This window comes from Micropruina sp., from assembly GCF_047606365.1.
In the GTDB taxonomy this organism is placed as follows: Bacteria; Actinomycetota; Actinomycetes; order Propionibacteriales; family Propionibacteriaceae; genus Micropruina.
Genome location: NZ_JASGEN010000051.1, coordinates 1 through 24055, shown reverse-complemented (window position 1 = coordinate 24055; position 24055 = coordinate 1). Strand labels below are relative to the sequence as shown.

Genomic DNA, 24055 nt, shown 5'->3' with positions numbered 1-24055 from the left:
TCAACTGCGGACGAAGATCTCCACCCGGCGGTTCAGCTGGCGGCCGGCCGGGTTGTCCTTGCCGTTGAGCTCGTTGGGTGCCACCGGACGGCTCTCGCCGTACCCCTTGGACGTCATCGGCGCCGCCACGCCGCGCTGCCGCAGCGCCTGCTCCACCGAACCCGCGCGCCGCTCGGACAGCCCCTGGTTGTAGCTGTCGGTGCCGATGGCGTCGGTATGCCCGCTGATCTGGATCGGGTTGCTGCCGACCTGCTTCAGCGCGGTGGCAACCTTGTCGAGGGTCGCCGCAGCGTCGGGGCGGATGTTGTCCTTGTCGAAGTCGAACAGCACGCCGTCGGCCAGGGTGATCACGAAGCCGCAGATGTCGATCTTCGGCAGCAACTGCTGCACCGGCGGGAATTTGCCCAGTGCCGGCACCGGCGCCAGCGGATCGGCCGGCACCGTCCCGGAGAAGCTCGGTCCGACCACGGTGGCGGTGCCCCGTCCGTCGTTGCTGATCGACACCTTGGCGTCGACGTAGGTGCCGGAACCGTTGCCGTCGTTGCTGATCGACACGTTCCCGCTCACGTAGGTGCCGGAACCGTCTCCTGAGTTGGTGATCGACTCGGTGCCGCTGACGTAGGTGCCGCCGCCCTTGCCGTCGATGGTGACGGAGATGTCGGAGTCCACGTAGGTGCCAGAGCCGTCGCCGGCGTTGGTGATGGACACCTGGTCGCTGACGTAGGTGCCGCCGCCCTTGCCGTCCCGGGTGATCGACTCGCGGTCGCTGACCGAGGTCTCGGAGCCGTCCCGGCCGCGGGTGTAGCTGCCGTCCGGGCCGACGTAGGAGCCGGAGCCGTCGCCGTACAGCACCAGGCCGGAGTCGGCGTTGCTGTACTGGCCGTCCTTGGTGCAGCGCACCGCGGTGATCTTGACGCCCGGAATGTCCTTGATCTCAACCTTGAGCTTGTCGCGCAGCTTCTTGCCGGCGGTCGAGACCCGGGAGATGTCGGGCAGGCTGAACAGCGGCACCGGAGGCGCCTGGCCGATCGCGTAACCGGGCACCGCGTTGTCGGCGGCGGGCTCGGCGCTGCTGGTCGCGCTCGTCTCCGGGCTGGGCTCCACCGACGGCATCGTGACGTCGGTGGGCTCGGTGGACGTTTCGGCGCTGACGCTGACCGAGCAGCCGGTGAGGATCAGGGCGCCGGTCAGCAGACCGGCGGCGAGACGGGAGCGGAGCATCAGGCTTTCCTTTCGGGGTGGCTGGTGGGAGGGGTGGACGGCAGCGGCAACCACAGCGACACCGAGGTGCCGACGCCGATCCGGGAGTCGAGGTGGACGCGGCCGCCGTGCCGTCCGACGACCGAACGGACCAGCGCCAGGCCGAGACCCTGGCCGGGGATGCCCCGGGCGGTGGACGCCCGGGAGAGTTCGTCGAAGACGCCCGGCACCTCGTCGGCGGGGATGCCGGCACCGGTGTCGGCGACCACGACGCCGATGCCGCCGTCGGATTCGGACGCCCGGATCTCGATCCGGTCGCCGGGGCGGGAGTACTTCACGGCGTTGTCGGTCAGGTTGTACAGCGCCAGGTAGAGCAGGTCGGGGTCGCCGGCGATGGCCGGCAGCGGCCAGGGCGCCCGGGGCAGGTTGAGCGACCAGTGCCGCTGGACGCCGGCCGGGGTGGTCGAGCAGGCGTCCCGGACGGCGGTGAGCAACTCGCCTAGGTCGACCTGCTCGATGTCGAGATCGCGGTGCTCGACGTCGGCGATCTTGCGCAATGAGGTGAGCAGGGCACCGAGCCGGGCGGACTGGGTGGCGATGACCTCGACGGCGTCCGTGGCCTGCGGGCTTCCCGGTGGGGCGGCGCGGAGCGCGTCCAGGGCAAGGTTGGTGGCCATCACCGGGTTCTTCAGCTCATGGTCGATACGGCCCAGCAGCCGGCCGCGTTCGGCACCCAGCCGGGCCTCGACCTCGTAGGCGGCCTCGGCGACCCGCTGGTCGCCGAGTGCGAGCAGGCGTTCCCGGCCACGGGCCAGGCGTCCGATACCGACGGCTGCGCCGACGAGCAGGATGGTGGCGAGCACCAGCAACAGGGCGGGCGAGACCGCGAAGACCACCCGGGTCTGCGGGACGACCAGCCACACCACCAGTGCGCTGACCAGTCCGACCGCGGCGACGGCCGCGGCCACCCGGTTCGCCGCTGTCATCGGAGGCCCTGACTGAGCGGGCGTTGACTCCCGGGGGCCTGGCTGCCGGCTGCCTGACTGACCGGGGCGACGAAGGCGTAGCCGACGCCGGGGACGGTGCGAATCCAGCGCGGATGGGCCGGATCGTCGGCCAACACCCGGCGCAGCTCGGAGATCCGGTGATCGATGGCACGGGTGCCGACCGGGTCGTCATAGCCCCAGACCACCTCGAGCAGCCGCGGTTTGGAGACCACCTCGTCCGGGTGGGTGATCAGATGGTCGAGCAGGGCGAACGCCTTCGGGGTCAGAGCGACCTCGCGTCCGGACAGCCAGGCCCGGCGCGCCGATCGGTCCACCTTGAGTTCCCCCGCGATGAGGACGGGGGCGCTGGCCAGGGTCGGTCCGCCGGAGCTGGTGCGGCGCAGCACCGCACGGACCCGGGAGATCAGTTCGCCGGCGTCGAACGGCTTGTTGAGGTAGTCGTCGGCGCCCTCGTCCAGGGCCCGGGCGCGTTCGGCGGCCTCGCCCACCGAGGTGAGCAGCACCACCGGGACGGTGTGGCCGTCGCGGCGCAGTCGGCGCAGGGTTTCGCGTCCGTCGAGGCCGGGCATCATCACGTCGAGCACCACGATGTCGATACTGCCTGCGGCCACCGCTTCGAGCGCGGCTGCGCCGTCCTCGGCGATGGTGACCGCGAAGCCGTCGCGTGCCAGGATCGGGCTGAGGCCGGAGGTGATGCCCGGGTCGTCGTCGACCAGCAGCAGCGCGGGACGCTCAGTAGACATAGCCGTCCACCAGCACCGCGTAGGACTCCGTCGCGTCGGTGCAGGTTCCCTTGACCACCTTGGTCTGCAAGGTGACCGTCTTCTTGCCGTCGATCAGGAACCGGATCGGCAGCAGCGCCGGGGTCGGGTTGGTGCCGTCCAGCTGGAGATTCTGGACCGGGTCGCTGTCGGCCAGGATCAGCACGTGCACCACGATGTCGTCGGGCACGGACGCGCGCAGGCCGAGCTTGCCCTGGAAGATCTTGTTTCCGACGATTCCGAAGACGACCTCGTCCTCGGTGCCGTCGCAACCGGCCCACAGCGACAGTGCCGAGTCGTAGCGGGTGCCGCTGGCGTCGCCCTTGATGGTCGCGGTGGTGCGCTCGGCGTCCCGGGTGGCGCGGGCGACCAGGGTGTCGACGGACTTGGCGTCCGACGGCACCGACTCCTCGGTGGTCGGAGCGGCCGTGGAGGGAGCTGCCGCGGTCGGGTCGGCAGGCTGGGCGCTGCCGGGAGGGTTGGTCGGCGAGCCGGTGGTGACTGCGACGCTGCACCCGGCGGTGAGCAGCAGGGCGGTGCCGACGGCGATGAGGCGGGCGAGCCGGGGGTGCTGGTTCGTCATGGTGGATCCCTCTCGTGAACTGACGGGTCCACGCTATTGGGCCGACGTGTCCCACAGGTGGCCGCGGTGTCGCAATGCGGTCGCAGTCCGGCGACATGGCGGCTCGAAGCGATCGCCGGCTGAGCCCACGCAGCCGTCCGGAAACCACGACAGGCCTAGCCAATATTGCTTTGACTAGGCCTGGCACACGGTGGCAGGTGTAGGATTCGAACTTACACCCGGAGCGGGGCATCACCCCCGGCCAGGGGCGGAATCACGCCTAGTCAGGGCTCGGTCCGAGTGCTAACAACGGGTAGTATGAGGTAGTAGGAAGTAGCTACATCTCGCACGAATCTCGCACGAATCTCGCACGAAATCGGGGGGACCGATGACCACCACGACAGCCACCAGGGCGAACACCAGCGGCGGCAACAGCAAGGGCACCAGGCGCCGCTTCGGCTACATGCGGCGGCTGCCGTCGAAGCGCTGGCAGGCCAGCTACACCGGCCCGGACGGCAACACCTACAAGGCGCCCACCACCTTCGCCACCAAGTCCGACGCCGACACCTGGCTCAGCAACGAGTCCAGCAAGATCAGCCGCGGGACCTGGCGGTCCCCCACCCAGCTCGCCGAGGAGGCCCGCCGCGCCGAAGCAGCCCGGGCCGCGACGTTCGCGAAGTACGCCCAGGAGGTCATAGACCGCCGCCTGGCGACCGAGAAGATTCGCGAGACCTCGCATGCGCTGTACGCCAAGCTGATCCGGCTGCACCTCAACCCGGCCTTCGGCAAGATGCCGCTGCGCGACATCACACCCGGCCACGTGCGGACCTGGTACGCCAAGCAGAAGGGCTCCCGTGCCAACAGCTATGGCCTGCTCCGCACGATCCTCGGCGAGGCGGTCAGGGACGAGATCATCAGCCGGAATCCGGCGATGATCGAAGGCGGCTCGACCAAGCGCGCCGCCCGCGAGGGCGAGGTCCTCTCCCCCGGCGACATGGTCACCCTCCGCGACGATGACGGCCGGGAGGTCGAGCGGGACGCCCTGGCGGCGTACTTCGCGGCCGTGCCCGAGTACTACCGCGTCCCGGTCACGCTGGCCTTCTGGTGCGGCCTGCGCAGCGGTGAGGTGCGCGGGCTGCGCCGCCGTGACCTGGACCTCGCGGCCGGGACGGTCACCGTCCGGCAGCAGATCGTGAAGCTCAAGGGCCGCAACGTCATCTCCTCCCTGACCAAGACCGATGCCGGACGCCGCAAGGTGGCCTTGCCGCCGCACATCGTCCCGGCACTGCGCACCTGGCTCGCAGACCAGCCCGTGGCCGGGCGCGACGCCCTGTTGTTCCACTCCCCCCACCCGCGATTCCCGAACGCGCCGATGTCCGGCGAGAGCCTGCGCGCTGCGCAGAAGAAGGCAGCCGCCGCCATCGGCCGTCCGGGCCTGCGGGTGCATGACCTGCGGCACAGCGCGGCCACGATGACGGCCGGTGCCGGAGCGACCCTGGCAGAGCTCCAGGCGCGATTCGGCTGGGCCACCCCCTCAATGGCGGCGAGATACACGCACGCCCAACAAGAGCGGGACGCGGCGCTCGCGGAGAAGCTGTCGCAGGCGGTCGCTGCTCCCGAGCCCACAGTTCGCCGCCCAGCACGTCGCCGACGCGCTCGCTGACCCCGGCCACTCCCACACCGACACGCTAGAGAATCGAACACCAGTTCGTTATTGTGAGGCATGCCTACACACCGCAGACGTACCCCTCCCCCGCAGACGCCCGAGGAGGAGAGCGAATCGGCCTTGGCCGCTTTCATCAAGGCGCGACGCGTGACCCTCGATGAATGGCTGACCTCCGACCGGCACACCCGGGGGTGGGGCTCGTCGGACTGCCAGGTCTGCAAGGTGCGGTGGCCGTGCGACGTCTTCCGGACGCTCGCGGCTACCTGGTCGGACGATCCCGAGTACCGCCCCGAGTGGGCGCCTACCGGCTCCTGATCTGTCAGCGCCGCCAGCTCGGTACCGACCAGCGGCCCACGCCCCGCAGGCCAACCCGGCGCGGGTCGTTCCCGGTCCCGGGCAGGATGACCGCGCCGCCCGGAATCCTCGGCCCCTTCGCCGCTGCCGCCACGAGTGCGGCGCGGGTTGCTCCGGCGCTGGTCGGGGTCGCGTCGTGGAGCGTGCGGCCGATGCCGCCGCGCAGCAACTGACTCGGATTCGTGACGCCTCCGGGGCCGACGTCCTGGCGGGCGGTGAGGGTCGCGACGACCATGCCGATAGCGGTCACGACGTCGTCGTGATGCCCGGCCGGATTGGAGAGCTTCACCGTGCTCGGCCCGGTCTCGACCAGGCGCACGGAGCCGAACTCATCGCGCAACTCCGCATCGTCCGGCACGCTCAGCGCCCGGTCCCGGAGTGCGACCCACAACCCGCGGGCGAGCTTGTTCGTCCCGGCCGAGCTGAACACGTACTCCTCGCAGCGCACGCCCGCCCGGGTGAGGTTGGTCGTCATCTGCTCGGCTTGCATCCGGTCAAAGCGGAGCGGCGCACGGTAGGCCCGGCAGATGCGCAGGACTGCCGCCTCGACCTCCGCGAGGTCCACGCGGGCACCGCCAGCGCCTCCGGCGCCAGGCTCGGGCCGCCAGTGCGTCACGCGGTCAATCACCACGATCCGACCGACCTCGGTGCGCTCAGCATGACCGACCGCAAGGGCGGTCAGGTCGCGCCTGGTGCCGACATCGAGAGCGGCGACGTACCGAGTGCCGGCTCGTGGTTCGAGGACAGCCTCACCGGCCCGGAACGCGGCCTCGACGTCCTCGACGGTCGCCAGCGAGTCGTCTCCCTCCGCCCATCGGCACTCGATGAGCCGCGCCCACTCGGACGCCGTCAAACTGGCCCTGGTGGCTTCGATGTCGTCCGGCGTCCACCAAGGCGAGGGGCCCGGAGTCCGCGACGTGTGCCAGTGCGGCGACTTCTCGGCTTCGCTCCACACCTCAGCAGCGAGACTGGTTGGCGCACCGGCTGCGGTGAGAACGAGGAGCCTGCCTCCCGGCACCTTCGGGACGGCGGAGACGATTGCGCTCCACAGCCTGCGGTGATTCGCGGTTCTGGGCCAGCTGGCGAGCTCGTCCACAATGGTCAACCAAGGGCGATGGCCGAACGCTGACCCGGCATCCGACGATTCAACGGTCAGGACGGCCTTCGATGCCCGGACGGTCACCGACCTTGCCCCGACCTCGACCGCGGCAGCCAGGCCCGGCGTCCGGGCCACCAAGCCGCTGAGCGCATCGACCAGCAACGCGGCCTGGTCAGCATCGGTCGCGAACACCAGCCCGCGAGCGCGTGGCGGCGCTTCAGCAATCATCAGCGCGAGCGCCAACGCGGCGACATCGGTCGACTTACTCAGCCCTCGCCCTCGGAGCAGGAAGTGGCGGCGCTGCTCGGCCCGGACGACCGCTTGGAGATCGGCGAGCTGGAAGTCGTGCGCAACCTCGCCCCACCGCTGGCCGTCTTCGAGGACCATCGCGCCGACCAGGGCGAGGGGGTCGAGCCGTGCGGTCACGCTGCGTCTCCCCCGCCCTCTCCATCCACCGCGCGCAGCTGGAGAATCTGGGCGCCCTGGTCGGCGAGGCCCTGCAAATCGACGGCGAGCGACGCTACTTCGGCCCTCTCCTTCGCCAGCCGGGCCTCATCGAGCGGGCTCAGGCCGAGCACCGCACGAGCCCGTGCGGCGGCGTTCTCGGCACCGTTGGCGGCTTGCAGCAGGCTCGCCCGGACCTCGCCGTCCGGCCCAGCCACGCCGACCTTGCTGAGGTGCGCGGCGAGCAACAGCGCTCGCGTCTCGGATCGTGCCCACGCGTGCAACGCCTCAGGGAAGTTGACCAGGTCCGGCCGCTCGGCAAGGAGACCCTCGACCAACTTGCTGGCGACGGCTCGATGCACGCGGGGCGAGGCGTGGCCGGTAACGAGAGGGAACGGCTTGCCGTCCGGGTACGTCGCCACCCCGCCCGCCGGGATGCCGCTGGCCGGAATGCCGGACGCGTCGCCCGCGCTGACAATCCCCGCCGGAATCCCGGACGGCTCCTTCGACTTCGGAACCCACTTGCCCTCCGCCATCAGCCGGGCTTTCCGCTTTGGTCGGCCAGCCACTTCTCAGACCTCCATCGAGATATGACCCCAGGGCTCACGATTCGGCCCGGGCACCGGACGACCGGCACGGCGCTCGCGCAGCACCACCGCGGCCCAGGACACGAGCCACGCCGAGTCGCCGAGCCGCTGCAACCGGGCCGACCCGTCCTCGTCGCCGCTGGTCCGCAACTCCTCTTCGAGGGCTCGCATCATCGCGGCCTGGCCGACACTGCCGACGTGCTGGCACGCCGACATGCAGGGTGCACAGACCCACCCCTTGAGGGACTCCGGCGACGTTGGAGCGGCGATCACGGACGGGGTCGAGATCACGGTTGGGGACCACGCATCAGCGCCGCCCGACTGGGCGAGCACCAGGTCGCGCCCGCACAGCAAACAGGCGCCGGACAGGTCGGCGTCGGGTGCGTCCGGAGGTGCGACCCAGACGGCGCCATCGACGGCCTGGCGGCGCTCGCTGAGCATGGCTACGTAGGCCTTGCGGGCGGCTGCCAGCTGGGAGTCGGGAAGGTGATCCCACGGGCCGGTACCGGCGCGCTCGCCGTCGTAGCGGAGAGACCAACGCAGACCGTTACCCGCGGGTGCCAGGTGCCGGATCAGGGCCGAAACCAGCTCGACGGAGCCGGTCAGCGTCTCGGCGCTCGGCAAGGGCTCGCCGATGGCCGCGTGGACCGCCAACGCGGCGCCCAGCCGGTCCAGCGCACCAGCCGGACCGAGCCGTCCGCCCAGCGCGGGATGCGCGGCAACCACCTCGGCAACCAGGGCGCGGCGCTCGGCGCATGCCGGGCACCGGCCGAAGCTGAGGACCTGCTCCTTACTGGGGCCATTGGGCGATTGGGCGGCGAGGTAGACGGTGACCGTGACCCGCTCGCCGTCGTCCCGGACGGCCTGGCCGCAGTCCGAGCAGGCCAGCTCCCCGGTGGCCAGCGGGATGAGGGAGCCGGAGTCAGCGGCCGGGGCCTGGTCGGCAGGTTCGGTGGAAGTGAGGGTGGCGGTCATCTTGCTCCTTGGGTCGGGACCGGGTGCCGGTTCGGGTGCCGTCGATGAGGTTCGGCGTCGCCCGCACGCGAGGGCGCCCGTGAGGGTGTGGTCGTGTCGCCGACCGGTACCGCGTGCTGTGTCAGGCCCGCGAGCCGGATTCTCGGCCCACAGCAGGCCCGGGACGTCCGCGCCAGCTGCCAGCAGGGGTGATCGGGCCCCGCGTGTGCGGCAGGGCAGGCGATGGCCAGCGCGATCTCGAACGCGGTCGGATAAGGGGTTGTCGTCGCTGTCACGCCGCCTCCTCGGTGTCGTCCTCGATGTCGTAGGGGCTCTTCCTTGGCCGGACGCCGCCCCAGACGCCGCCGTGTTCGCCCCGGCCAGCGCGTCGGCATAGTTCGATGAGCGGGCACTTCCGGCAGGCGGCAACGGCCCGGTCCTGGTCGGCGGCGGAGTCGGAGAGCCACAAGTGCCGCGACTCGCCGACGCACGGGACGGAGCCTGGCGGCTGCTCGCCGAGCTGCTCGACTAGGGCCGTGTATGCCGCTGGCTGTCGCGGTGCGGCAGCAGTCGGTTCCCTGGGGACAACCGGGGGCCGCCGGACGCCCACGTTGCCGAGCCGGTCGGCGGTGTAGGCGCGGGTGCGCAGTTGGCGCACGTCAGAAAATCTCCATTGCGTGTCCGAATTCATCAATCGTCATCAAAATGCGGCGGGCGCGTTTCATATCGTCAGCGGTGATTCTTACGCCGTTACCGCGCATCACGACCGGGTCGGGGCGCGGCTCATAGATCGTCCGGGCCGACCTGATCGGGCGGGGTGCGGGCCTCGGAGGTGCCGCCGCTTTGCGCGGCGGTGTGGCCCGCTTCGGAGCTGGCGCCTTCCGGGTCGGCGCCGGGGCCTTCGGCGTCGTTGCTTCCGGCGCGGGTGCCGACGGCTTGAGCGTCCGCTGAAACGCGGCCTGCTCGGCCGCAGCACGCTCAGCGGCCGCGAGGGCCTGCGCCTGCTCGGCGGCTTCGTACTGAGCGGCGAGGGCGAGGGCGGCGGTGTTGGGCGGATCGACCATCCGAAGGCCAGTGGCGAACGGGTCGCTAGTGACTCGCTGCTGGACTATCGCCACGATCTCCTCCTCGGGGTCGGGTCGGCCACGCGGCTCCGGGACCCCCGGGCCACCTAGAAGCCCGCCAGGCCGCGCGGCCAGAACACCGAATGGCGCGCTTCCAGGGCGCCCTTCAAGAGCAATTCCATCGCAAATCGAGCACCGATTCAAGGGGCATTTCAAGGGCCCTTAAGGCCCCCCAGTTGGGCACAATAGCGAGCTAGCGTGTCATTGTTAGTGAGTTTGTCACGCTAGTTCGCTAAAGTAATCCCCTGTTGCCCATTTGTGCATTCCCGGTTATTATCGGAATCGACGCAGGGCAAAGAGTTGCCGGAGTGCGTCACCTGACCAGCGCCCGCTGGTTAGGTGAGACGGCGACTCGAAGGAGAAGGAAATGCCCGCCGAAGTAGTGCCCGACCGTTGGCTGACCAAACGCGAAGTTGCGAATCTGCTATGCATCTCGGAGGAGACCGTTCGGTGGCGCACGAAGCGCGGCTTTCTCACCGCGTACCGGCAGCCGGGAACACGCTCGGTCCGCTATAAGGAATCCGACATCGAGGCGGCAATGAAGCCGATTGCGGCGCCGGTCCAGCCCCAGCGCGTCGAGTTCGTGACCGACGACGGCGTGAATATCGAGTACGGGGCGGGGACGGGCCAGTGACCAAGCGGCGCGACTGGCTCGCGCTGCGGGTCGAGCATGGTCAGCTCGTGGCCCATGGCCGCATCGGCAAGCGCGCTGCGGCAGCGCTGCGACGGGCAGGCCTGGAGCGCGGCGACTCCGGCGACTGGGTCTCCGCGCCGGGAGTACCGCCGAGAGTCGCACTGACTGCGATTCGCGCTGAATTCCGAGATTCCGCAGGTACCGGCATGCCGCTGCCGAAGCGCCGGTGACCGAAAACCAACAGGAAGGAACACCATGTCCAAACCCGACTCCATGGCGACCGTCGCCGACGGCGACCCCATCGTGATTACCGAAGAGCTGCACCAAGTGCTCACCGGCCTGGCCGACGCCCTGACGCCGCTACTGCACCGCCCCGAGCAGCTCGTCAACCTGCTGCACGCCGTCGTCCGCGAGACCGCAAACTGGGTGCGCGAGGCCCACTGCGGCGCCTCGGAGCCGGTGGGCCACGAGCTCGCTCGTCATTGCCCGGAGCTGCCCGAGCACACCCGGAATTTGCGCGGCTGGGACTTCACTCGCCAGTGGCTGGTCGCATCCGGCCGAGCAACGCCGGACGACCTCGGCATCGACGCCGACCAACTCCGCGGAGTACGGGTTAGGACCGTCCGACTCGTGCCGCCAGCCGAGCTATCGAACTGAGAACGACCTGACAACTGAACGAATACGCCGCTGGCGCCCCTCCGGGGCTGAGAAGTAGGGCCGGGCGATCTACCACCACGAAGCCGCCCGGCCTACGACTCACAAGGAGCTTTCAGATGATCGACATTGTACTCAGCCACCCTACGCGGCGGTGGTCGCGGTGAACCGCCCCACGAAGACGCCGGACTGCTGCTTCCCGGGCGTCAACATCGTGACCACCACCGACCTCCCTCGCGTGGCACCGGACTCCTGGGCCTGGTGCGAGAAGTGCGGCGGGAATCCGAATCTGCGGCTGACCGGACGAATCGTGTACGCCCCGGAGTTGGACCTGATGCTGCTGTGGACAGAATGCGACGCTGGTCATCGGTTCCCCATCGGTCTCCGCCTGCCGAAGCAGGTGTGGTCATGACCGAGACCATCAACCGGACCGACGACCACACCGCGCCCGACCCGGACCGCGTCGGCGACGCCGTGGCGTTCTTCGAGATGTTGTTCGCCGACGACACCGACGGCTCGATCCGGCTGGCGCTGAGCGACCCGACCAGGGGGCGCGGCGAGGAGGGCGCCTGGATCGAGCCCGGCGGGTTCTTCCCCGGCGGGCATCAGTTCGAGGATGCCGATTGGGCGTACGTGCGGCAAGCGACCGCCTACAACGCCGTCAAGTACTCCGCGACCTGCGACGTGTACGTCTGCCCGTACCCGCTTCGGAAGCACGGCCCGCGCAGGAACGGCCGTTCGGTCGAACGAAAGTGGGTTCACGCCGACATCGACGGCCCCCACCGCGCCGACCGGGCCGCTGGTCTCGGTGCTGCCGTGATCGGGTCGGGAGGTCTGGCCGACGGCGTGCCGAAGGTGCACATCTACGTCGCGCTGACCGAGTCCGTGCCGCTGCACGTTCACCGCGCGTTGTGCGTCGGCCTCGGGCAGCTGGTCGGTGACGAGCACCACGACACGACGAAAGTCGGCGACTCCGACGTGCTGCGGATTCCCGGGACGCTGAACCACGGATACTCCGAGCCCTCGCCTGTTACGTGGCTCACCCGGCCGACGGGACGCCGCTGGGAGCCGGAGCAGCTTGCCCGGCTTCTCGGGGTCGCCTGGCCGGTCCCGGAGGCCGTAGGGGCCGAGAGTGCCCCGGATTCGGCTACGAGCACGCCGGTAAGTGTGGGAGATGCGGCGGACGGCCTGCACCCCTACGCCAGGGCCGCCATCGAGGCCGAACTTGCCCTGCTCGATGATCTACCGCGCCCCTGGCCGGGACCAGGGCAGGGCGGTTGGGACTCGGGCACCTTCAACGCGGCCTGCGCGCTGATCGAGATCGCGAACTCGCCATGGTCCGGCTACACCCTCACCGAAGCGAAGGCAGACCTGATGAGACACGCCCCGACTGATCATGTTTGGACTACCCGCGACGTCACAAGCAAGTGGGCTGCGGCCCGGAAGAAGATCGGCGGCAAGTCGCGCCCGGAGCCGGGCGGGGTGACCGCTGATGAGGCGGATGCAGCCCGGTTGCTCTTCGAGTCGCTGTTCGGTGACGGGGAGACCGGGTCCGGCGACGATTCGGGCACTGAGCCGGCCTACGACCAGGCCGCGACGACAACCGAGACCGAGGTCGATGAGGAAGCGTTCTGGGAGACCCGGCCGATGCTGCGCCGCATCCGGGACTTCTCCCGTGCCCGGCGAGTTGCCCCGTGGGCCGTGTTGGGCTCGGCCCTGGCCCGGGCTGCGGCGGTTGTGCATCCAGGCGTGAAACTCCCGGCCACCATCGGCTCCCCGGCGTCGCTGAATCTGTTCGTGGCGGTCTGCTCAGCCTCGGGCGGAGGCAAGACCGCCGCGGTCGAAGCATCCCGCGAGGTGCTGGATGTCCTGGGCGGCTCCGACTACCTGGAGACGCAGGCCGGGTCCGGCGAGGGCCTGGCTGCCGCGTACGTGTTCACCAAGACCGCGAAGGGGCGCCCGCCCGAGATCGTGCAGAACCGCACCAGCGTCCTGTTTGACGTGGACGAGATTTCGAGTATCGAGGCGCTCACCAAGCGGTCCGGCAACACCCTGGCCAGCGCGCTGAAATCGGCCTGGATGGGCAAGCAGCTCGGGCAGCAGAACGCGGAGGCGTCACGGCTGCGGAGGGTCGAGGCGCACGCCTACAGGCTGACTGTGGTCTGCGGCGTCCAGCCGGTCAACGCCTCCGCGATTCTCGATGACGCGGCCGGAGGGTTTCCGCAAAGGTGGGTGTGGATGCCGACGTACGACCCGGGCCTGTTGCCGCCCTCGGAGCGACCGGTCACACCGCCGCCGTTCACCTGGCGGGTACCGGTCCCGCCGGTGACTGTGGTGGAGGACGAGGACGGCACGCTGCTCATCGAGCATCAGCCGGAGGTCATCGTCTCGTTGCCGGACGTCGCCGTCGATGCCATCCACCAAGCCCGCCAGGCCACGAATCTGCCTATCGGTGCGCCGGTGCCCAGCGGGGCCGATGCGCTCGACGGCCATGCGTTGCTGTGCCGGGCGAAGGTCGCGGCGCTGCTCGCGTTGCTCGATGGGCGTGTGGAGGTCTCAGATCAGGATTGGGCGCTGGCCGGGACGGTGATGGCCGTCTCGTCGCGGACCAGGGGGCTCATCGTCGCCGCCCAGGTCGCCAGCAAGGGTGAGGAGAACGTCAAGCGCGGAGCAGCGGAGGGACGCCGCCGCGTCGTCGCGGAGGAAGTAGCCGAGGCCGAGACCATGCGCCGGGCGGGTCATTGGGCGCTGGGCTGGCTGATCAAGCGCCGGGCTGCGGGTCCGGGTCCGGGTCCGGGCGGCGATGGCTGGGTGTCGTGGAAGGAAATCCGCTCCGCCTCGTCACCGGCGAACCGGAAGGTGCTCCAAGCCGCGCTGGCCGCGCTGGAGGACGCGGGGCAGGTGGAATCCGCCGAGGTCGAGTACCGCGGCCAGGTCGGCTGGAAATACCGTGCCGCGGGGACGGGTGGACGCTGATCCGGTTAAGGGGGGGAGGGTAGGAGCGCGCTCCCCCCCTAAGGGTCTCGCGCGCGATACGCGTGATTCAATCGTTTATGACATGACTAGGTGTTTTACCAGGGCGACCGAGAGGGGTTCCGGGGGCTAGGGGGGGACACATGTCCCCCCCTCCCCCCCTTAACGGGCCGAATCGAAAGCGAGAGAAAGAGATCGTACTTATGTACGAATCAGGCAGCTTCGACGCGCGCGCGCACGCGCTTCGACAACTCACCCGCTGGCCGGTAGGCCTCCCCGCTCACGTCGGCGAACCTCTCTACGGCCGTCTCCGGGACGTCCAGGGCCGCGGCGTCGGCGGGGGTGAGGTCCGCGGCGGGCGGGACGAGGCCCAGTTCCGCCAGGCGGTGCCAGGCCTGGAGGTGCCGCGCGACTCGGTTCGGGTTCTCGGTGCCGCAGGCCGTGACGCTAAAGGTACCGATTGGTACCTTTCCGCGGGCCTGCATCGCGTCGGCGGGGGTGAGGTCTGCGGCGGGCGGGACGAGACCGGCATCGGAGAGCTTGTGCCAGGCGGTGAGGTGGCGCAGGACGCGCGGGGCGGACGTGCCCGCGGCGGTGGCGAACTCCGAGGCGGAGACCTTCTCGGCAACCTCGTAACGATCGTTACGAGGTTCGCGGGCACCCTGTCCCACTCCGCGCTCCACGCTGCACGCGACCAGGACGGCCAGCCGGACGTCTTTGCCTTGGCGGCTGAGTGCGCCGAACATGTATGGCATAACCACCCCTCGCGCGCGTGCACGCGCGTACGCGCGAGGCGAGACCGGCCCGTGGTCGGGGCGTGTCGCGTCCACATGCTGGGCGCTGCTGGACGGCGATTCTCCGGCGTCACGGGGACTCCCCCGGAGATGCGACAAGGTCACGCTAGAGCTCCAAAGTGCCCCCGACAGCCGGATTGAATCTCGCACATATCTCGCACGAGCTCCCTGGCGGCGCTAGTCAATCCTGCGTTGACTAGCGCTTTTACACGGTGGCAGGTGTAGGATTCGAACCTACGTAGGCGATGCCGACGGTTTTACAGACCGCTCCCTTTGGCCGCTCGGGCAACCTGCCGTGCTGGTGGGCGAGGACAAACATAGCAACACTGCAGGCGAGCGGACCAATCGAGACAAACCAGAGATGAGGACGGACGATGGCAGGCGATAGCTCCTTCGACGTGGTGAGCAAATTCGACCAGCAGGAGCTGGAGAACGCGGTCAACATGACCGCCAAGGAGATCCGGAACCGCTACGACTTCAAGGGCACCGACGCCGCCATCAAGGTGACCGGCGACGTGGTCGACATGGAGGCGTCCGGCGAAGAGCGGGTGAAGGCCGTCCTCGACGTGCTGCAGACCATGCTGGTCCGCCGCAAGATCGACCTGAAGGCGTTGAAGCCGGGTGAGCCGAGGATCAGCGGCAAGATCTGGAAGCTGACCGCCACCATGCAGCAGGGCATCGCCACCGAGGACGCCAAGAAGATCGCCAAGCTGATCCGCGACTCCGGGCCCAAGGGCGTGAAGACCCAGGTGCAGGGCGACGAGCTGCGGGTCTCCAGCAAGAAGCGGGACGATCTGCAGGCCTGCCAGCGGCTGATCAAGGAAGCCGATTACGACTTCCCGGTTCAGTTCGCCAACTACCGCTGAGTTCAGGTCTGGGACGCACCGCCGAGCAGTGTGCGTAGCTGCGCGGTGTAGTCCTCGAAGGCTCTTCGGCCGGTGGTGGTGAGCGCCAGGTAGGTGACCGGGATCCGCCCGCGGTGGGTCTTCTCGACGGCGACGTAGCCGGCGTCCTCCAGTTTCCTGGCGTGGGTGGACAGGTTGCCGGCGGTCATCTCGAGCAATTCCTGCAGCCGCGGGAAGGAGATCTGTTCGGTCGGTTCGAGGGTGGCCAGGGTGGCGACGATCCGCAGCCGCGCCTGGGCGTGGATGACCGGATCGAGGTCAGCCATGCGCGGCCTCCGCCGCCCCGCGCCGGGCACGCCGGGACCACCACAGCGTCCAAATGGCGACGAGCAGGTAGGCGCCACCGCCGCCGATCGCGCAGACCAGATAGTGGGTGGGCGGCGGGACGAGTGCCGCCACCGCGGCCACGACGATCGACCAGCCGCCGAGCAGCACCATCGGCTGGGCACGCCAGAGCAGGCCCGCCGCGACGTACATCACGCCGGAGAAGAGAATGAACGCCGACGGGTAGTAGATCCGCAGCAGGTCGGCCGGCATTCCCCGGGCCACCAGCGCCTGGCCGATCACCACCACCCCCAGGCTGCCCAGCCACCACAGGTTGCCGTACGCCATTCCGGTGAACGCGCTCTCCTTGCTCGGCCGCAGACCGCGTCCGGATCGGATGCCGAGCACGATGGACAAAGCACCGGCAGCCAGCAACAACCCGGCGAACAGCGGCGCAGCCACCTCGAAGGGAAGCACGAAACCGGCGGTGCCGCCGTCCGCGAGCCACAACCCGATGAACCCCACCGACCAGGCAACACCCCAGCCGAACAGGATCGCCGGAACGAATTTGCCGAGCTTGCCCTCGACCCTGCGCTGCTGGCTCTCCAGCAGGGCCAGCATCTCGGCCGGGGTCAGGGCCTCCTCGTCATCGGCCATGATCAGCCTCCATTCGCGAGAAAGAACGGGATGGCGAGCGCCGGCAGCGTGAACACCAGATCCACCAGCCCGTGCGCGAAGACGATCGGCATCAGTCGCCTCTGGCGCAGGTAGATGAGTCCGGAGCCGGCACCCCAGACGACGAACGCGCAGGCCAGCGGCAGCACGGCGTCCGGAGTCGCGGCGTACCAGACGTGCTGCAGGCCGAACAGGACGGCCGAGCTGAGCACGGCCAACGCGGTCGGTATCCGGCGGGCCAGCACACCCTGGCCGATGCCGCGGTAGACGAGCTCTTCGGTCGGCGCGTTCACCGGCGCGAAGGTGAGCACCGTGAGGATGCCGAGGATGGTCCAGGCCACCGGATTGAGCGTGGGCACGGCGGCCGGATCGAAGAAGACGGTCTGCATCCGCACGAACATCTGGTCGCCGTGCTGCAGCCAGGTCACCAGCATGATCGTGCCGGCGAAGGGCAGATAGAGCACCAGCACCCAGAGCAGCCCCTGGAGTAGATCGGTCACCAGTCGGCGCCGGTCGAAACCGAGGAGTTCCCGGATCGAACTACCGGCTCGCTTGAGCAACCGGGCGAGCAGGAACAGGCAGATCAGGTTCACCGGAAGCATCGCGAGACTCGCCAGCAACGAGGGCGGCGGAAAAGCGATCCCCGGCTCGATCAGCTGGACGACGGCCCAGGTGATCACCGACGCCACAGCCACCAATCCGATGCGCAGCAGCGGCAGGCCGACCGCCCACCCGGTGGAGAGGGACGGCGTGGCGTGCGCTCCGCTCGTTACCTCTCCGTGCCTCGCGGTCGTGGTCATAAAATACTTTGTACTTCAAAGTCCTTCGAGAATCAATGCTTGCTGCCCCGAAGGTTCTCCGGCGCAGCGGCGTGGATTCCACGAACCCGCGCAGGCAAACGGAGCCGAGCCGCAGCGGTTAGCGTGACCGGGTGAGTTCCACCCTGCGGATCGCCAGCGCCAACGTGAACGGGATCAGGGCCTGCGTGCGTCGCGGCTTCGGTGATTGGCTGGCCCGGCGCGAGCCGGACGTCGTCGCCGTCCAAGAGGTGCGCTGCCCGCATGACGAACTGCCCGCCGACGCCTGGCCGGAGCATCGGCTCACCTACCACCCGGGACTGCTGGCCGGCCGCAACGGCGTCGGCGTGCTGAGCCGCTGGGCGCCATCGGCGGTACGGATGGGCTTCGGCAACCGCTCCTTCGATCACGAAGGACGCTACATCGAGGTCGATCTGGAGCCGCCGTCCGGGCCGCCGCTCACCGTCGGCTCGCTGTACGTGCCGAAGGGGGCATCCTGGGAGGGCCCGGACGCCGACCCGGAGAAGTACCAGCGGAAGATGCGCTTTCTCGCCTCGCTGGCCAGCTACCTGACCCGGGCCCGCCGGCAGGCCGTCCGGGAGGGTCGCGAGTTTCTGGTGATGGGCGACTTCAACATCGCCCACACCCGGCTCGACCTGACCAACTGGAGGGCCAATCAGCGCAACTCCGGCTTCCTGCCCGACGAGCGGGCCTGGTTCGACCGGATGCTGACGCCGCGGACCTTCGTCGACGTGGTTCGGAAGTTGCATCCCGATCAGCCCGGGCCGAACTCGTGGTGGACCTGGCGCGGCCAGGCATTCACCAAGGACACCGGCTGGCGCATCGACTACCACCTGGCGACGCCCACGCTGGCTGCCGCTGCGGTCAGCGGGGGCACCGATCGTGAGCCGAGCTATGAGCAGCGGATGAGCGACCACTCCCCTGTCGTCGTCGACTATCGGGTCTGAGCCGCGCCGTGTTCCGGCCCGCGGGCTCGACTGACCAGATTCCGGGGCAAGCCCGGAATGACGGGGGTCCACCACTGCCCGGGAGCGGGATCATCCGCTAAAGTCGCTTGTGGGCGGTGGGGCTCGCCCGCATAAAAAGCAAACTGTCGCTCCCGCGACCAACAGTCCCTACCTCGTGCGCAGTGCGCTGCTGTCACGTTGGTGGGGACCGCTTGCCCCCCTCCATCACCAGCCGCGCTGCGCACCCCGGGATTCCCAGGGCGGGGACCCCTGAGTACGAAAGGGGCCGGCGATGGCTTTCGAAATCGAGCAGGTACAGGCACTCGAGGTGCTGGACTCCCGTGGGCGTCCCACATTGACGGTGTCGGTGCGATTGTCGGACGGCACGACGGCCGAAGCCGGCGTCCCCTCCGGCGCCTCCACCGGTTCCCGCGAAGCGGTCGAACTGCGGGACGGCGACCCGGCCCGGTTCGGCGGCGCCGGCGTCACCAAGGCTGCCGCCAACGTGAACGGCGAACTCAACACGGCGCTGTCCGGGCGTTCCTGGTCCGACCTGGCCGAGGTGGACGGCGCGATGTGCGACCTGGACGGCACTCCGAACAAGGCCCGACTCGGCGCCAACGCACTGATCGGCACCTCGATGGCGCTGGCCCGCGCCCTGGCCGCCTCGTCCGGCAAGCCGCTGCACGACTGGCTGCCCGGATTCGGCCAGCCGCCGCGGCTTCCGGTGCCCTGCTTCAACGTGCTGAACGGCGGCGCCCACGCACCCAACCCGCTCGACTTCCAGGAGTTCATGGTCTGCCCGCTGGGTGCGTCCTCGCTGCGTGAGGCGGTGCGCGCCGGTGCCGAGGTCTACCAGGCACTGCGCAAGCTGCTGGCGGCCGGCGGTCACTCCACCGGGCTGGGCGACGAGGGCGGTTTCGCCCCGAACCTGGCCGAACCCGAAGAGGTGCTGGCGCTGATCGTGGAGGCGATCACGGCTGCCGGCTACCCGACCGGGGCCGAGGGTGTGGGTATCGCGCTCGATCCGGCGGCGTCGGAGTTCTTCACCGACGGCGGCTACCGGGTGAACGGCACGCAGCTGTCCAGCGCCGACATGATCGCCCGCTACGGCGAGATGCTCGACCGGTTCCCGATCTGGAGCATCGAGGACGGCCTGGGCGAGCAGGATCCCGAGGGCTGGAAGCAGCTCACCGCCGAACTCGGCGGCCGGGTGCAGCTGGTCGGCGACGACAACTTCTGCACCAACCCGGCCATCATCACCGCCGCGATCGCCGACGGCATCGCCAACGCGGCGCTGATCAAGGTGAACCAGATCGGCACCGTGACCGAAACCCTGGAGGCGATGCGGATCTGTCACGAGGCCGGCTACGGGCAGATGGTGTCGCACCGCTCGGGCGAGACACCGGACACCTTCATCGCCGACCTGGCCGTCGCCACCGGCTGTGGGCAGCTGAAGACCGGCGCACCGGCCCGCGGCGAGCGGATCGCCAAGTACAACCGGCTGATCCAGATCGAAGCCGGCAACGAAGGGCTCAGCTACGGCCGCTGAGCTCCCACCCCCACACCGGGGCGATTGACTCCGGTGGCTGCTGGGTCATGACACCCGATCCATGGTTGCCGGATCGTCATGGCCGTCGACCAGCAGCCACCGGTTCCCCTGCCGCCTGAGCAGGACCGCGCCGCCCGTTTCGAGCTGTCCGATTCCCGCATCGGGCGCCAGCGCGTTCAGCAACAGGCGCAGCACTGCGTCGTGACTGACCAACGCGACCGGACCGGTGAGCGCTCGGACCGCCCACGCCGCAACGGCGTCCGTGGCCCGGGCGCGCACCTGGTCGGACGGCTCCACGCCTGGCACCGCGTCCAGCGAACCGAACTCGGCGATCAGCGGCTCGGGCGGCGTCCCGTCGTAGCGGCCGTAGGCCCGGTCGATCAGCCGCGGATCGATCTCCACCTCGACGCCCGACGCGGCGGCCAGCGGCGTCGCGGTCTGGACGGCGCGTCGCAGCGGGCTGGACACCACCCGGATCGGCTGCTCGATTCCGCGGCCGGTGAGCCGTTCAGCGAGGGCTTCCGCCTGGGCCCGCCCGACCTCGTCCAGGTCGGGGTCCAGCCGTCCACGCAGTACTCCGGCGGCGTTCAGCACCGTCCGGCCGTGGCGGCACAGATAGATCTCGGTCATCAGAGTCTCCTTTCGCTGGTTTCGTTGGACGTCGATGAGCTCATCGCCTGCCGGAAGATGTCCAGGGCATGGCTGGTCGGTTGCGGGGCGCCTGGGAGCAGGCGATGGCTGCGGGTGCCGTCGTCGAGTCGTTCGGCGCGCAGGAAGGTCACCCGCGGTCGGTCGAGATAGTGGACGGCGAGCCGATGGAAGTGGGTGACCAGCACCACCCGGACGCCGTGCGCCAACAGCGCGTCGATGATGTCGGCGGCGATGAAGGTGCCCTGCAGCTCGTCGGTGGACGAGAACGACTCGTTCATCAGCACCAGGTCACCCGCACGGCAGCGATCCACGATCCGGCTCATCCGGTCCAGCTCCTCGGCCAGCTTGCCGGCGCCCGGCGCGTCCTGCTCGGCGCTGCGGAAGTGGCTGTGCAGACCCGGCGCGGGGCTGGACCGGTAGCGGACGGCGGGCACGAACATGCCCGCCTGGGCCAGCAGCTGGGCGGATCCGAGGCTGCGCAGGAAGGTGGTCTTGCCGCCCTGGTTGGCGCCGGTCAACACCACCAACTGCGAGCCGGAGGGCTGCGGTACGAGATCGTTCGGTACCGGACGGGTCCCCTCGCGGACGGCGATGTTCAGGCTGGACAGACCCTCGACGTCCCACGGCTCGCCCGGTGCGGCGACCTCGGGCCAGCACACACCCACGCCGGCGTCCGCCAACCGCCGGTACAGCTGCAGGCAGCCGACGTAGAAGCCGGCCTCACCGCGCAGTTGGGTGAAGAAGGCCAGCAGCCGCACGTGCGCCCGGTCAACGGTCAGCGCCAGCTCATAGAGGGCGTCGTTGCGCAGCGCGTCGAGGGCCTGGGCACCCGCCTCGTCGCGATCCGGCAGCTCGAAACGCACCCGGCCGGGCCGTCCGAACCGGTGCGTCCACCACGACACCGCCCGCGGCGGCAGCAGCTCCGGTCGGCCCAGCAGGCCAGTCGGCTGCACCCGGACCCGGGTGCGCACCCCGTCGGGGAATTGCAGCTGCCGGACCAGCACCGTCAGGTCGTCCAGATAGCCGGCGTCCAGGGTGTCGACCAGCCGATGACCCAGCTCGGACAGCCCCGCGGAGCGGACCCCGACCAGCCGGGCGGCGAACCCGGCAAGCTCACGCAACGGCGGCAGGAAGGCCTCGATGCCGTGCCGGGCCTTGACCAGCAGCGAATCGGCGGTCCGTCCGCCGTACATCCACAACCCACGCTGGCTCTGCAATGCCCGTCCGGCAAGGTCGAACAGGGTTTCGACCAGGTCGGGTTCGGCGAGCGCATCGGCCAGGATCTGCTGGCGCCGGACGATCTCGTCGGCGTCGGTGAGCAGGTGGAAGAGCACCACGGGACACAGCTCGGCCAGGTCACGATCGGGCCGCATCATCTCCAGCACGGGGCCCAGGTCGAGGTCGGCGATCAGGTCGTCGGTGCCGTCCGGGAGCGCGGCGGTCAGGTCAGCGTCCCGGTCGGGGAACAGCAGGCGCACCTTCATCGCGGATCTCCTTCCGTTGCGAGCCGGACGGCCAGGTCGTCCGCGGAGAGTCCGAACCGGCGGGCGAGCACCACCGCGTGGGAGTGGCCCGCCGGCGGCTGGGCACGGAACCGGAAGGTGGGCACCGTCGGGTCGTCGGGATCGACCTGGCCGACCAGGCTGACCGCCTCCGGCACGCCGGTCACCAGGTCGTCCAGGAAGGTGACCCAGACCACCCGGCAGCCCAGCGCGGCGAACCGCCGCAGCACCAGCTGCGACACCTGCAGGGCGTCGTCGGCCGAGGTGGTGGCGAGCAGCTCGTTGAAGATCACCAGCGCCGGCGCGGACGCGGCGTCCAGCACCGTACGCAACCGGGCCAGCTCCTCGGCGAGTCCGCCGTGGCCGTGGGCCGGATCGTCCGGCTGCGGGAAATGGGTGAGCAGCGGATGATGCAGCGGCATGGTCGCGGACGTCGCCGGCACCGGCAACCCGAGCGTGGCCAGGTGGGCGAGTTGGCCGATAGCCCGCACCAGAGTCGTCTTGCCGCCCTGGTTGGGGCCGGTGACGAACACCACCCGCTGATCGGCGGACAGCCGCACATCGTTGGGCGCCGGCGTCAGCGTCGACTCGGTCAAGGCCAGGGCGAGGTCGATCACGCCGTGGACCTCGACCGCTCCCGGCACCTCGGTGACCCGGGGCAGACACCAGGCGACGCCGCGTCCGGTCAGGTCGTCCACTACGGTCAGGCAGCCGAGGAAGAACCGCAGTTCTTCAGCGAGCCTGCGCAGCGGCGCATCGACCGTCGCCACCGGCGAGGCCAGGAAGGCGCGGAGCCGCTCGAAGCCGGCGGGTCTGAGTTGGGCGAGCAGGCCGAGCGCCTGAGCCTCGATGTGATTGAGTTCGCGGCGCGGACGGACCACCGGCGAAGACGTCAGCGCGCTCCCTCGGACGGCGCGGGCCGGAACACGCACGGTGGGACGAAAAGAACCGTCCCTCCGTTCCGGTTGCCCCGCCGATGTGGGACGAAAAGAACCGTCCCTCCGTTCCAGATCGGGGTCGGCGAGGCGTCCGAGCAGGGCGGCGACCTGGGGCGTCCAGGGCGGATCACCCTGGTCGGTGTCGGCCCAGACGGTTTCGGCGACGATGCCCAACTCGTCCGAGGGTCGGCAGAGTTCGGCGAGCAGTGCGGCGCTGCCGTCGGCGAGTTCGGCGAACCGGGTGCCGGCGACCTGGGCGGTAAGGGCCTCGGCGACCGCACGCAGCCGGTGCGAGTTCGGCGCCTCCCGAGCCAGTTCGGCGGTGAATGCGCGGACTTCTTCGGCGAACCGGTGCAGCGCTGACAGCAGCCGCACCTGGGCGGGCAGCCGGTAGTAGTCATGCACCCGGGCGTCGAGGGCGGCGACCGCCTCGGAGACCGCGGCGGCGAAGCTCTCGGCGGCGGCCCGGGTGGCCGGCCGCTGCAGATCGCGCACCACCTCCTGGCGTTGCGCCACCTCCGCGGGGTCGTGCGGCGGGGTCGTCCAGACGGTGCGTTGGAAGGCGCCGGGTGCCATCGCTTCGATCACCGTGTCGAGATGCAGGTCTGCCAGGGTGGCGGGCCGGGTCGCCGCGTCCGGTGTGGAAGGGAGGTAGAGCAGGCTCGGCACGGTGGGCTCAGTGCCCGCACGCAGGCCCGGTGCGACGGTCGGAGTGGTCAGCGGTGTGCTCATGACAGGTCCCGTCATCTCCGCAGGGACCGTCAGCATTCGCGGTTGTCGGCGAGCCCCATCGCCGTGTGTCCACCCTACTCCCGTTGGCCGACGAGATCCCGGATCAAATCCGGGATAACGGGGTCACCGTCGGTCGAGCTTGATGCTCCTATTGGTGTCAAGCGGTGTTGAGGTATTCGCGGTAGGTGTTGGTGAGGGTGATGTTGGGGCGGGTGCCGCGTTCGAGTTCGCTGATGCGGCTGGGGTTGGTGCCGAGGT

General features: G+C 69.7%; 26 protein-coding genes, 1 tRNA gene and 1 riboswitch. Of the genes, 10 read left to right on the top strand and 17 right to left on the bottom strand.

Going from position 1 to position 24055, the window contains the following annotated elements; translation table 11 throughout:
* From QM624_RS06785 to QM624_RS06770, 4 genes are read right to left on the bottom strand one after another with little or no spacing between them, the layout of a single operon-like run.
* Window positions 1-1221 carry an OmpA family protein gene (locus tag QM624_RS06785; RefSeq protein WP_415090077.1) on the bottom strand — a complete coding sequence of 407 codons (1221 nt, stop codon included), beginning with the start codon at window positions 1219-1221 and terminating at the stop codon, window positions 1-3.
* Window positions 1221-2186, bottom strand: a complete 966-nt coding sequence (locus tag QM624_RS06780; protein ID WP_415090074.1) for a sensor histidine kinase — start codon at window positions 2184-2186, stop codon at window positions 1221-1223. Before QM624_RS06780 ends, QM624_RS06785 begins: the two co-directional genes overlap by 1 nt.
* On the bottom strand, window positions 2183-2950 hold the full coding sequence (locus tag QM624_RS06775; protein ID WP_415090072.1) for a response regulator transcription factor: 768 nt from the start codon (window positions 2948-2950) through the stop codon (window positions 2183-2185). Before QM624_RS06775 ends, QM624_RS06780 begins: the two co-directional genes overlap by 4 nt.
* Complete coding sequence (locus QM624_RS06770; protein ID WP_415090069.1) at window positions 2940-3551, bottom strand: hypothetical protein; 612 nt, start codon at window positions 3549-3551, stop codon at window positions 2940-2942. The genes QM624_RS06775 and QM624_RS06770 overlap by 11 nt, the downstream gene beginning before the upstream one ends.
* A gap of 367 nt (window positions 3552-3918) precedes the next feature.
* Between QM624_RS06770 and xerC the strand changes: the two genes are divergently transcribed.
* Entirely contained in the window at window positions 3919-5193 is a 1275-nt protein-coding gene (gene xerC / locus QM624_RS06765) for a site-specific integrase (RefSeq protein WP_415090065.1), read from the top strand.
* Window positions 5194-5253: 60 nt separating this feature from the next.
* Window positions 5254-5511, top strand: a complete 258-nt coding sequence (locus QM624_RS06760) for a DUF6221 family protein (RefSeq protein WP_415090063.1) — start codon at window positions 5254-5256, stop codon at window positions 5509-5511.
* A 4-nt stretch (window positions 5512-5515) separates the two neighbouring features.
* Here the strand turns inward: QM624_RS06760 and QM624_RS06755 are convergent, their stop codons facing one another.
* The 5 genes from QM624_RS06755 to QM624_RS06735 form a co-directional block, all read right to left on the bottom strand.
* Window positions 5516-7075, bottom strand: coding sequence for a terminase large subunit domain-containing protein (locus QM624_RS06755; protein ID WP_415090061.1), 1560 nt, complete (start codon window positions 7073-7075; stop codon window positions 5516-5518).
* Complete coding sequence (locus QM624_RS06750; protein ID WP_415090059.1) at window positions 7072-7662, bottom strand: hypothetical protein; 591 nt, start codon at window positions 7660-7662, stop codon at window positions 7072-7074. The genes QM624_RS06755 and QM624_RS06750 overlap by 4 nt, the downstream gene beginning before the upstream one ends.
* A gap of 3 nt (window positions 7663-7665) precedes the next feature.
* Complete coding sequence (locus tag QM624_RS06745; RefSeq protein ID WP_415090057.1) at window positions 7666-8655, bottom strand: hypothetical protein; 990 nt, start codon at window positions 8653-8655, stop codon at window positions 7666-7668.
* Between the two features lie 271 nt (window positions 8656-8926).
* Window positions 8927-9292, bottom strand: coding sequence for a WhiB family transcriptional regulator (locus QM624_RS06740; protein ID WP_415090055.1), 366 nt, complete (start codon window positions 9290-9292; stop codon window positions 8927-8929).
* A 1-nt stretch (window position 9293) separates the two neighbouring features.
* On the bottom strand, window positions 9294-9752 hold the full coding sequence (locus QM624_RS06735) for a hypothetical protein (protein ID WP_415090053.1): 459 nt from the start codon (window positions 9750-9752) through the stop codon (window positions 9294-9296).
* Window positions 9753-10125: 373 nt separating this feature from the next.
* Here QM624_RS06735 and QM624_RS06730 point away from each other — a divergent pair, with 373 nt between their 5' ends.
* The 5 genes from QM624_RS06730 to QM624_RS06710 all read left to right on the top strand — a co-directional run bounded on the left by QM624_RS06730 (window position 10126) and on the right by QM624_RS06710 (window position 14022).
* Entirely contained in the window at window positions 10126-10392 is a 267-nt protein-coding gene (locus QM624_RS06730) for a helix-turn-helix transcriptional regulator (protein ID WP_415090051.1), read from the top strand.
* The gene (locus tag QM624_RS06725; protein WP_415090049.1) at window positions 10389-10622 is read left to right on the top strand and encodes a hypothetical protein; all 234 of its coding nucleotides are present in this window, start codon (window positions 10389-10391) and stop codon (window positions 10620-10622) included. Before QM624_RS06730 ends, QM624_RS06725 begins: the two co-directional genes overlap by 4 nt.
* A gap of 25 nt (window positions 10623-10647) precedes the next feature.
* The gene (locus QM624_RS06720; protein ID WP_415090047.1) at window positions 10648-11049 is read left to right on the top strand and encodes a hypothetical protein; all 402 of its coding nucleotides are present in this window, start codon (window positions 10648-10650) and stop codon (window positions 11047-11049) included.
* A gap of 160 nt (window positions 11050-11209) precedes the next feature.
* Window positions 11210-11458: a hypothetical protein gene (locus tag QM624_RS06715; protein WP_415090045.1), complete on the top strand. Its 249-nt coding sequence runs from the start codon at window positions 11210-11212 to the stop codon at window positions 11456-11458.
* Complete coding sequence (locus tag QM624_RS06710; RefSeq protein WP_415090043.1) at window positions 11455-14022, top strand: hypothetical protein; 2568 nt, start codon at window positions 11455-11457, stop codon at window positions 14020-14022. Before QM624_RS06715 ends, QM624_RS06710 begins: the two co-directional genes overlap by 4 nt.
* Window positions 14023-14231: 209 nt before the next feature.
* On the opposite strand, the gene QM624_RS06705 is transcribed toward QM624_RS06710, so the two are convergent.
* Both QM624_RS06705 and QM624_RS06700 read right to left on the bottom strand, forming a co-directional pair.
* Window positions 14232-14774, bottom strand: a complete 543-nt coding sequence (locus tag QM624_RS06705) for a hypothetical protein (protein ID WP_415090041.1) — start codon at window positions 14772-14774, stop codon at window positions 14232-14234.
* Between the two features lie 252 nt (window positions 14775-15026).
* Window positions 15027-15108, bottom strand: a tRNA-Tyr gene (locus QM624_RS06700).
* A gap of 79 nt (window positions 15109-15187) precedes the next feature.
* On the opposite strand from QM624_RS06700, the gene QM624_RS06695 reads away from it, so the two are divergent.
* On the top strand, window positions 15188-15679 hold the full coding sequence (locus QM624_RS06695) for a YajQ family cyclic di-GMP-binding protein (protein ID WP_298132412.1): 492 nt from the start codon (window positions 15188-15190) through the stop codon (window positions 15677-15679).
* Window positions 15680-15681: 2 nt separating this feature from the next.
* Here QM624_RS06695 and QM624_RS06690 read toward each other — a convergent pair whose 3' ends face one another.
* The 3 genes from QM624_RS06690 to QM624_RS06680 are packed head-to-tail and all read right to left on the bottom strand — an operon-like array spanning window position 15682 to window position 17457.
* Window positions 15682-15984 (bottom strand): transcriptional regulator, encoded by a 303-nt coding sequence (locus QM624_RS06690; protein ID WP_298134965.1) that lies wholly within the window; start codon window positions 15982-15984, stop codon window positions 15682-15684.
* On the bottom strand, window positions 15977-16639 hold the full coding sequence (locus tag QM624_RS06685; protein ID WP_415090039.1) for a hypothetical protein: 663 nt from the start codon (window positions 16637-16639) through the stop codon (window positions 15977-15979). The genes QM624_RS06690 and QM624_RS06685 overlap by 8 nt, the downstream gene beginning before the upstream one ends.
* A gap of 2 nt (window positions 16640-16641) precedes the next feature.
* The gene (locus QM624_RS06680; protein ID WP_415090037.1) at window positions 16642-17457 is read right to left on the bottom strand and encodes a lysostaphin resistance A-like protein; all 816 of its coding nucleotides are present in this window, start codon (window positions 17455-17457) and stop codon (window positions 16642-16644) included.
* A 143-nt stretch (window positions 17458-17600) separates the two neighbouring features.
* Between QM624_RS06680 and QM624_RS06675 the strand changes: the two genes are divergently transcribed.
* Window positions 17601-18422: an exodeoxyribonuclease III gene (locus tag QM624_RS06675; RefSeq protein ID WP_415090095.1), complete on the top strand. Its 822-nt coding sequence runs from the start codon at window positions 17601-17603 to the stop codon at window positions 18420-18422.
* A gap of 292 nt (window positions 18423-18714) precedes the next feature.
* Window positions 18715-19974: a phosphopyruvate hydratase gene (eno, locus tag QM624_RS06670; RefSeq protein ID WP_415090035.1), complete on the top strand. Its 1260-nt coding sequence runs from the start codon at window positions 18715-18717 to the stop codon at window positions 19972-19974.
* 45 nt (window positions 19975-20019) lie between these two features.
* Here eno and QM624_RS06665 read toward each other — a convergent pair whose 3' ends face one another.
* From QM624_RS06665 to QM624_RS06655, 3 genes are read right to left on the bottom strand one after another with little or no spacing between them, the layout of a single operon-like run.
* On the bottom strand, window positions 20020-20604 hold the full coding sequence (locus QM624_RS06665) for a histidine phosphatase family protein (RefSeq protein WP_415090033.1): 585 nt from the start codon (window positions 20602-20604) through the stop codon (window positions 20020-20022).
* Window positions 20604-22109: a MutS-related protein gene (locus QM624_RS06660; protein WP_415090031.1), complete on the bottom strand. Its 1506-nt coding sequence runs from the start codon at window positions 22107-22109 to the stop codon at window positions 20604-20606. Before QM624_RS06660 ends, QM624_RS06665 begins: the two co-directional genes overlap by 1 nt.
* On the bottom strand, window positions 22106-23797 hold the full coding sequence (locus QM624_RS06655; RefSeq protein WP_415090029.1) for a MutS-related protein: 1692 nt from the start codon (window positions 23795-23797) through the stop codon (window positions 22106-22108). The genes QM624_RS06660 and QM624_RS06655 overlap by 4 nt, the downstream gene beginning before the upstream one ends.
* A gap of 13 nt (window positions 23798-23810) precedes the next feature.
* Window positions 23811-23869, bottom strand: a riboswitch (Fluoride riboswitch).
* Between the last annotated feature and the right edge of the window lie 186 nt (window positions 23870-24055).

What these genes read in the sequence shown, in the direction of transcription:
- QM624_RS06660 (WP_415090031.1), bottom strand. Translation starts at nt 22,109, where the DNA reads ATGAAGGTGCGCCTGCTGTTCCCCGACCGGGACGCTGACCTGACCGCC.
- xerC (WP_415090065.1), top strand. Translation starts at nt 3,919, where the DNA reads ATGACCACCACGACAGCCACCAGGGCGAACACCAGCGGCGGCAACAGC.
- QM624_RS06730 (WP_415090051.1), top strand. Translation starts at nt 10,126, where the DNA reads ATGCCCGCCGAAGTAGTGCCCGACCGTTGGCTGACCAAACGCGAAGTT.
- QM624_RS06680 (WP_415090037.1), bottom strand. Translation starts at nt 17,457, where the DNA reads ATGACCACGACCGCGAGGCACGGAGAGGTAACGAGCGGAGCGCACGCC.
- QM624_RS06655 (WP_415090029.1), bottom strand. Translation starts at nt 23,797, where the DNA reads ATGAGCACACCGCTGACCACTCCGACCGTCGCACCGGGCCTGCGTGCG.
- QM624_RS06760 (WP_415090063.1), top strand. Translation starts at nt 5,254, where the DNA reads ATGCCTACACACCGCAGACGTACCCCTCCCCCGCAGACGCCCGAGGAG.
- QM624_RS06745 (WP_415090057.1), bottom strand. Translation starts at nt 8,655, where the DNA reads ATGACCGCCACCCTCACTTCCACCGAACCTGCCGACCAGGCCCCGGCC.
- QM624_RS06690 (WP_298134965.1), bottom strand. Translation starts at nt 15,984, where the DNA reads ATGGCTGACCTCGATCCGGTCATCCACGCCCAGGCGCGGCTGCGGATC.
- QM624_RS06780 (WP_415090074.1), bottom strand. Translation starts at nt 2,186, where the DNA reads ATGACAGCGGCGAACCGGGTGGCCGCGGCCGTCGCCGCGGTCGGACTG.
- QM624_RS06695 (WP_298132412.1), top strand. Translation starts at nt 15,188, where the DNA reads ATGGCAGGCGATAGCTCCTTCGACGTGGTGAGCAAATTCGACCAGCAG.
- QM624_RS06685 (WP_415090039.1), bottom strand. Translation starts at nt 16,639, where the DNA reads ATGGCCGATGACGAGGAGGCCCTGACCCCGGCCGAGATGCTGGCCCTG.
- QM624_RS06770 (WP_415090069.1), bottom strand. Translation starts at nt 3,551, where the DNA reads ATGACGAACCAGCACCCCCGGCTCGCCCGCCTCATCGCCGTCGGCACC.
- eno (WP_415090035.1), top strand. Translation starts at nt 18,715, where the DNA reads ATGGCTTTCGAAATCGAGCAGGTACAGGCACTCGAGGTGCTGGACTCC.
- QM624_RS06705 (WP_415090041.1), bottom strand. Translation starts at nt 14,774, where the DNA reads ATGCCATACATGTTCGGCGCACTCAGCCGCCAAGGCAAAGACGTCCGG.
- QM624_RS06785 (WP_415090077.1), bottom strand. Translation starts at nt 1,221, where the DNA reads ATGCTCCGCTCCCGTCTCGCCGCCGGTCTGCTGACCGGCGCCCTGATC.
- QM624_RS06775 (WP_415090072.1), bottom strand. Translation starts at nt 2,950, where the DNA reads ATGTCTACTGAGCGTCCCGCGCTGCTGCTGGTCGACGACGACCCGGGC.
- QM624_RS06665 (WP_415090033.1), bottom strand. Translation starts at nt 20,604, where the DNA reads ATGACCGAGATCTATCTGTGCCGCCACGGCCGGACGGTGCTGAACGCC.
- QM624_RS06720 (WP_415090047.1), top strand. Translation starts at nt 10,648, where the DNA reads ATGTCCAAACCCGACTCCATGGCGACCGTCGCCGACGGCGACCCCATC.
- QM624_RS06710 (WP_415090043.1), top strand. Translation starts at nt 11,455, where the DNA reads ATGACCGAGACCATCAACCGGACCGACGACCACACCGCGCCCGACCCG.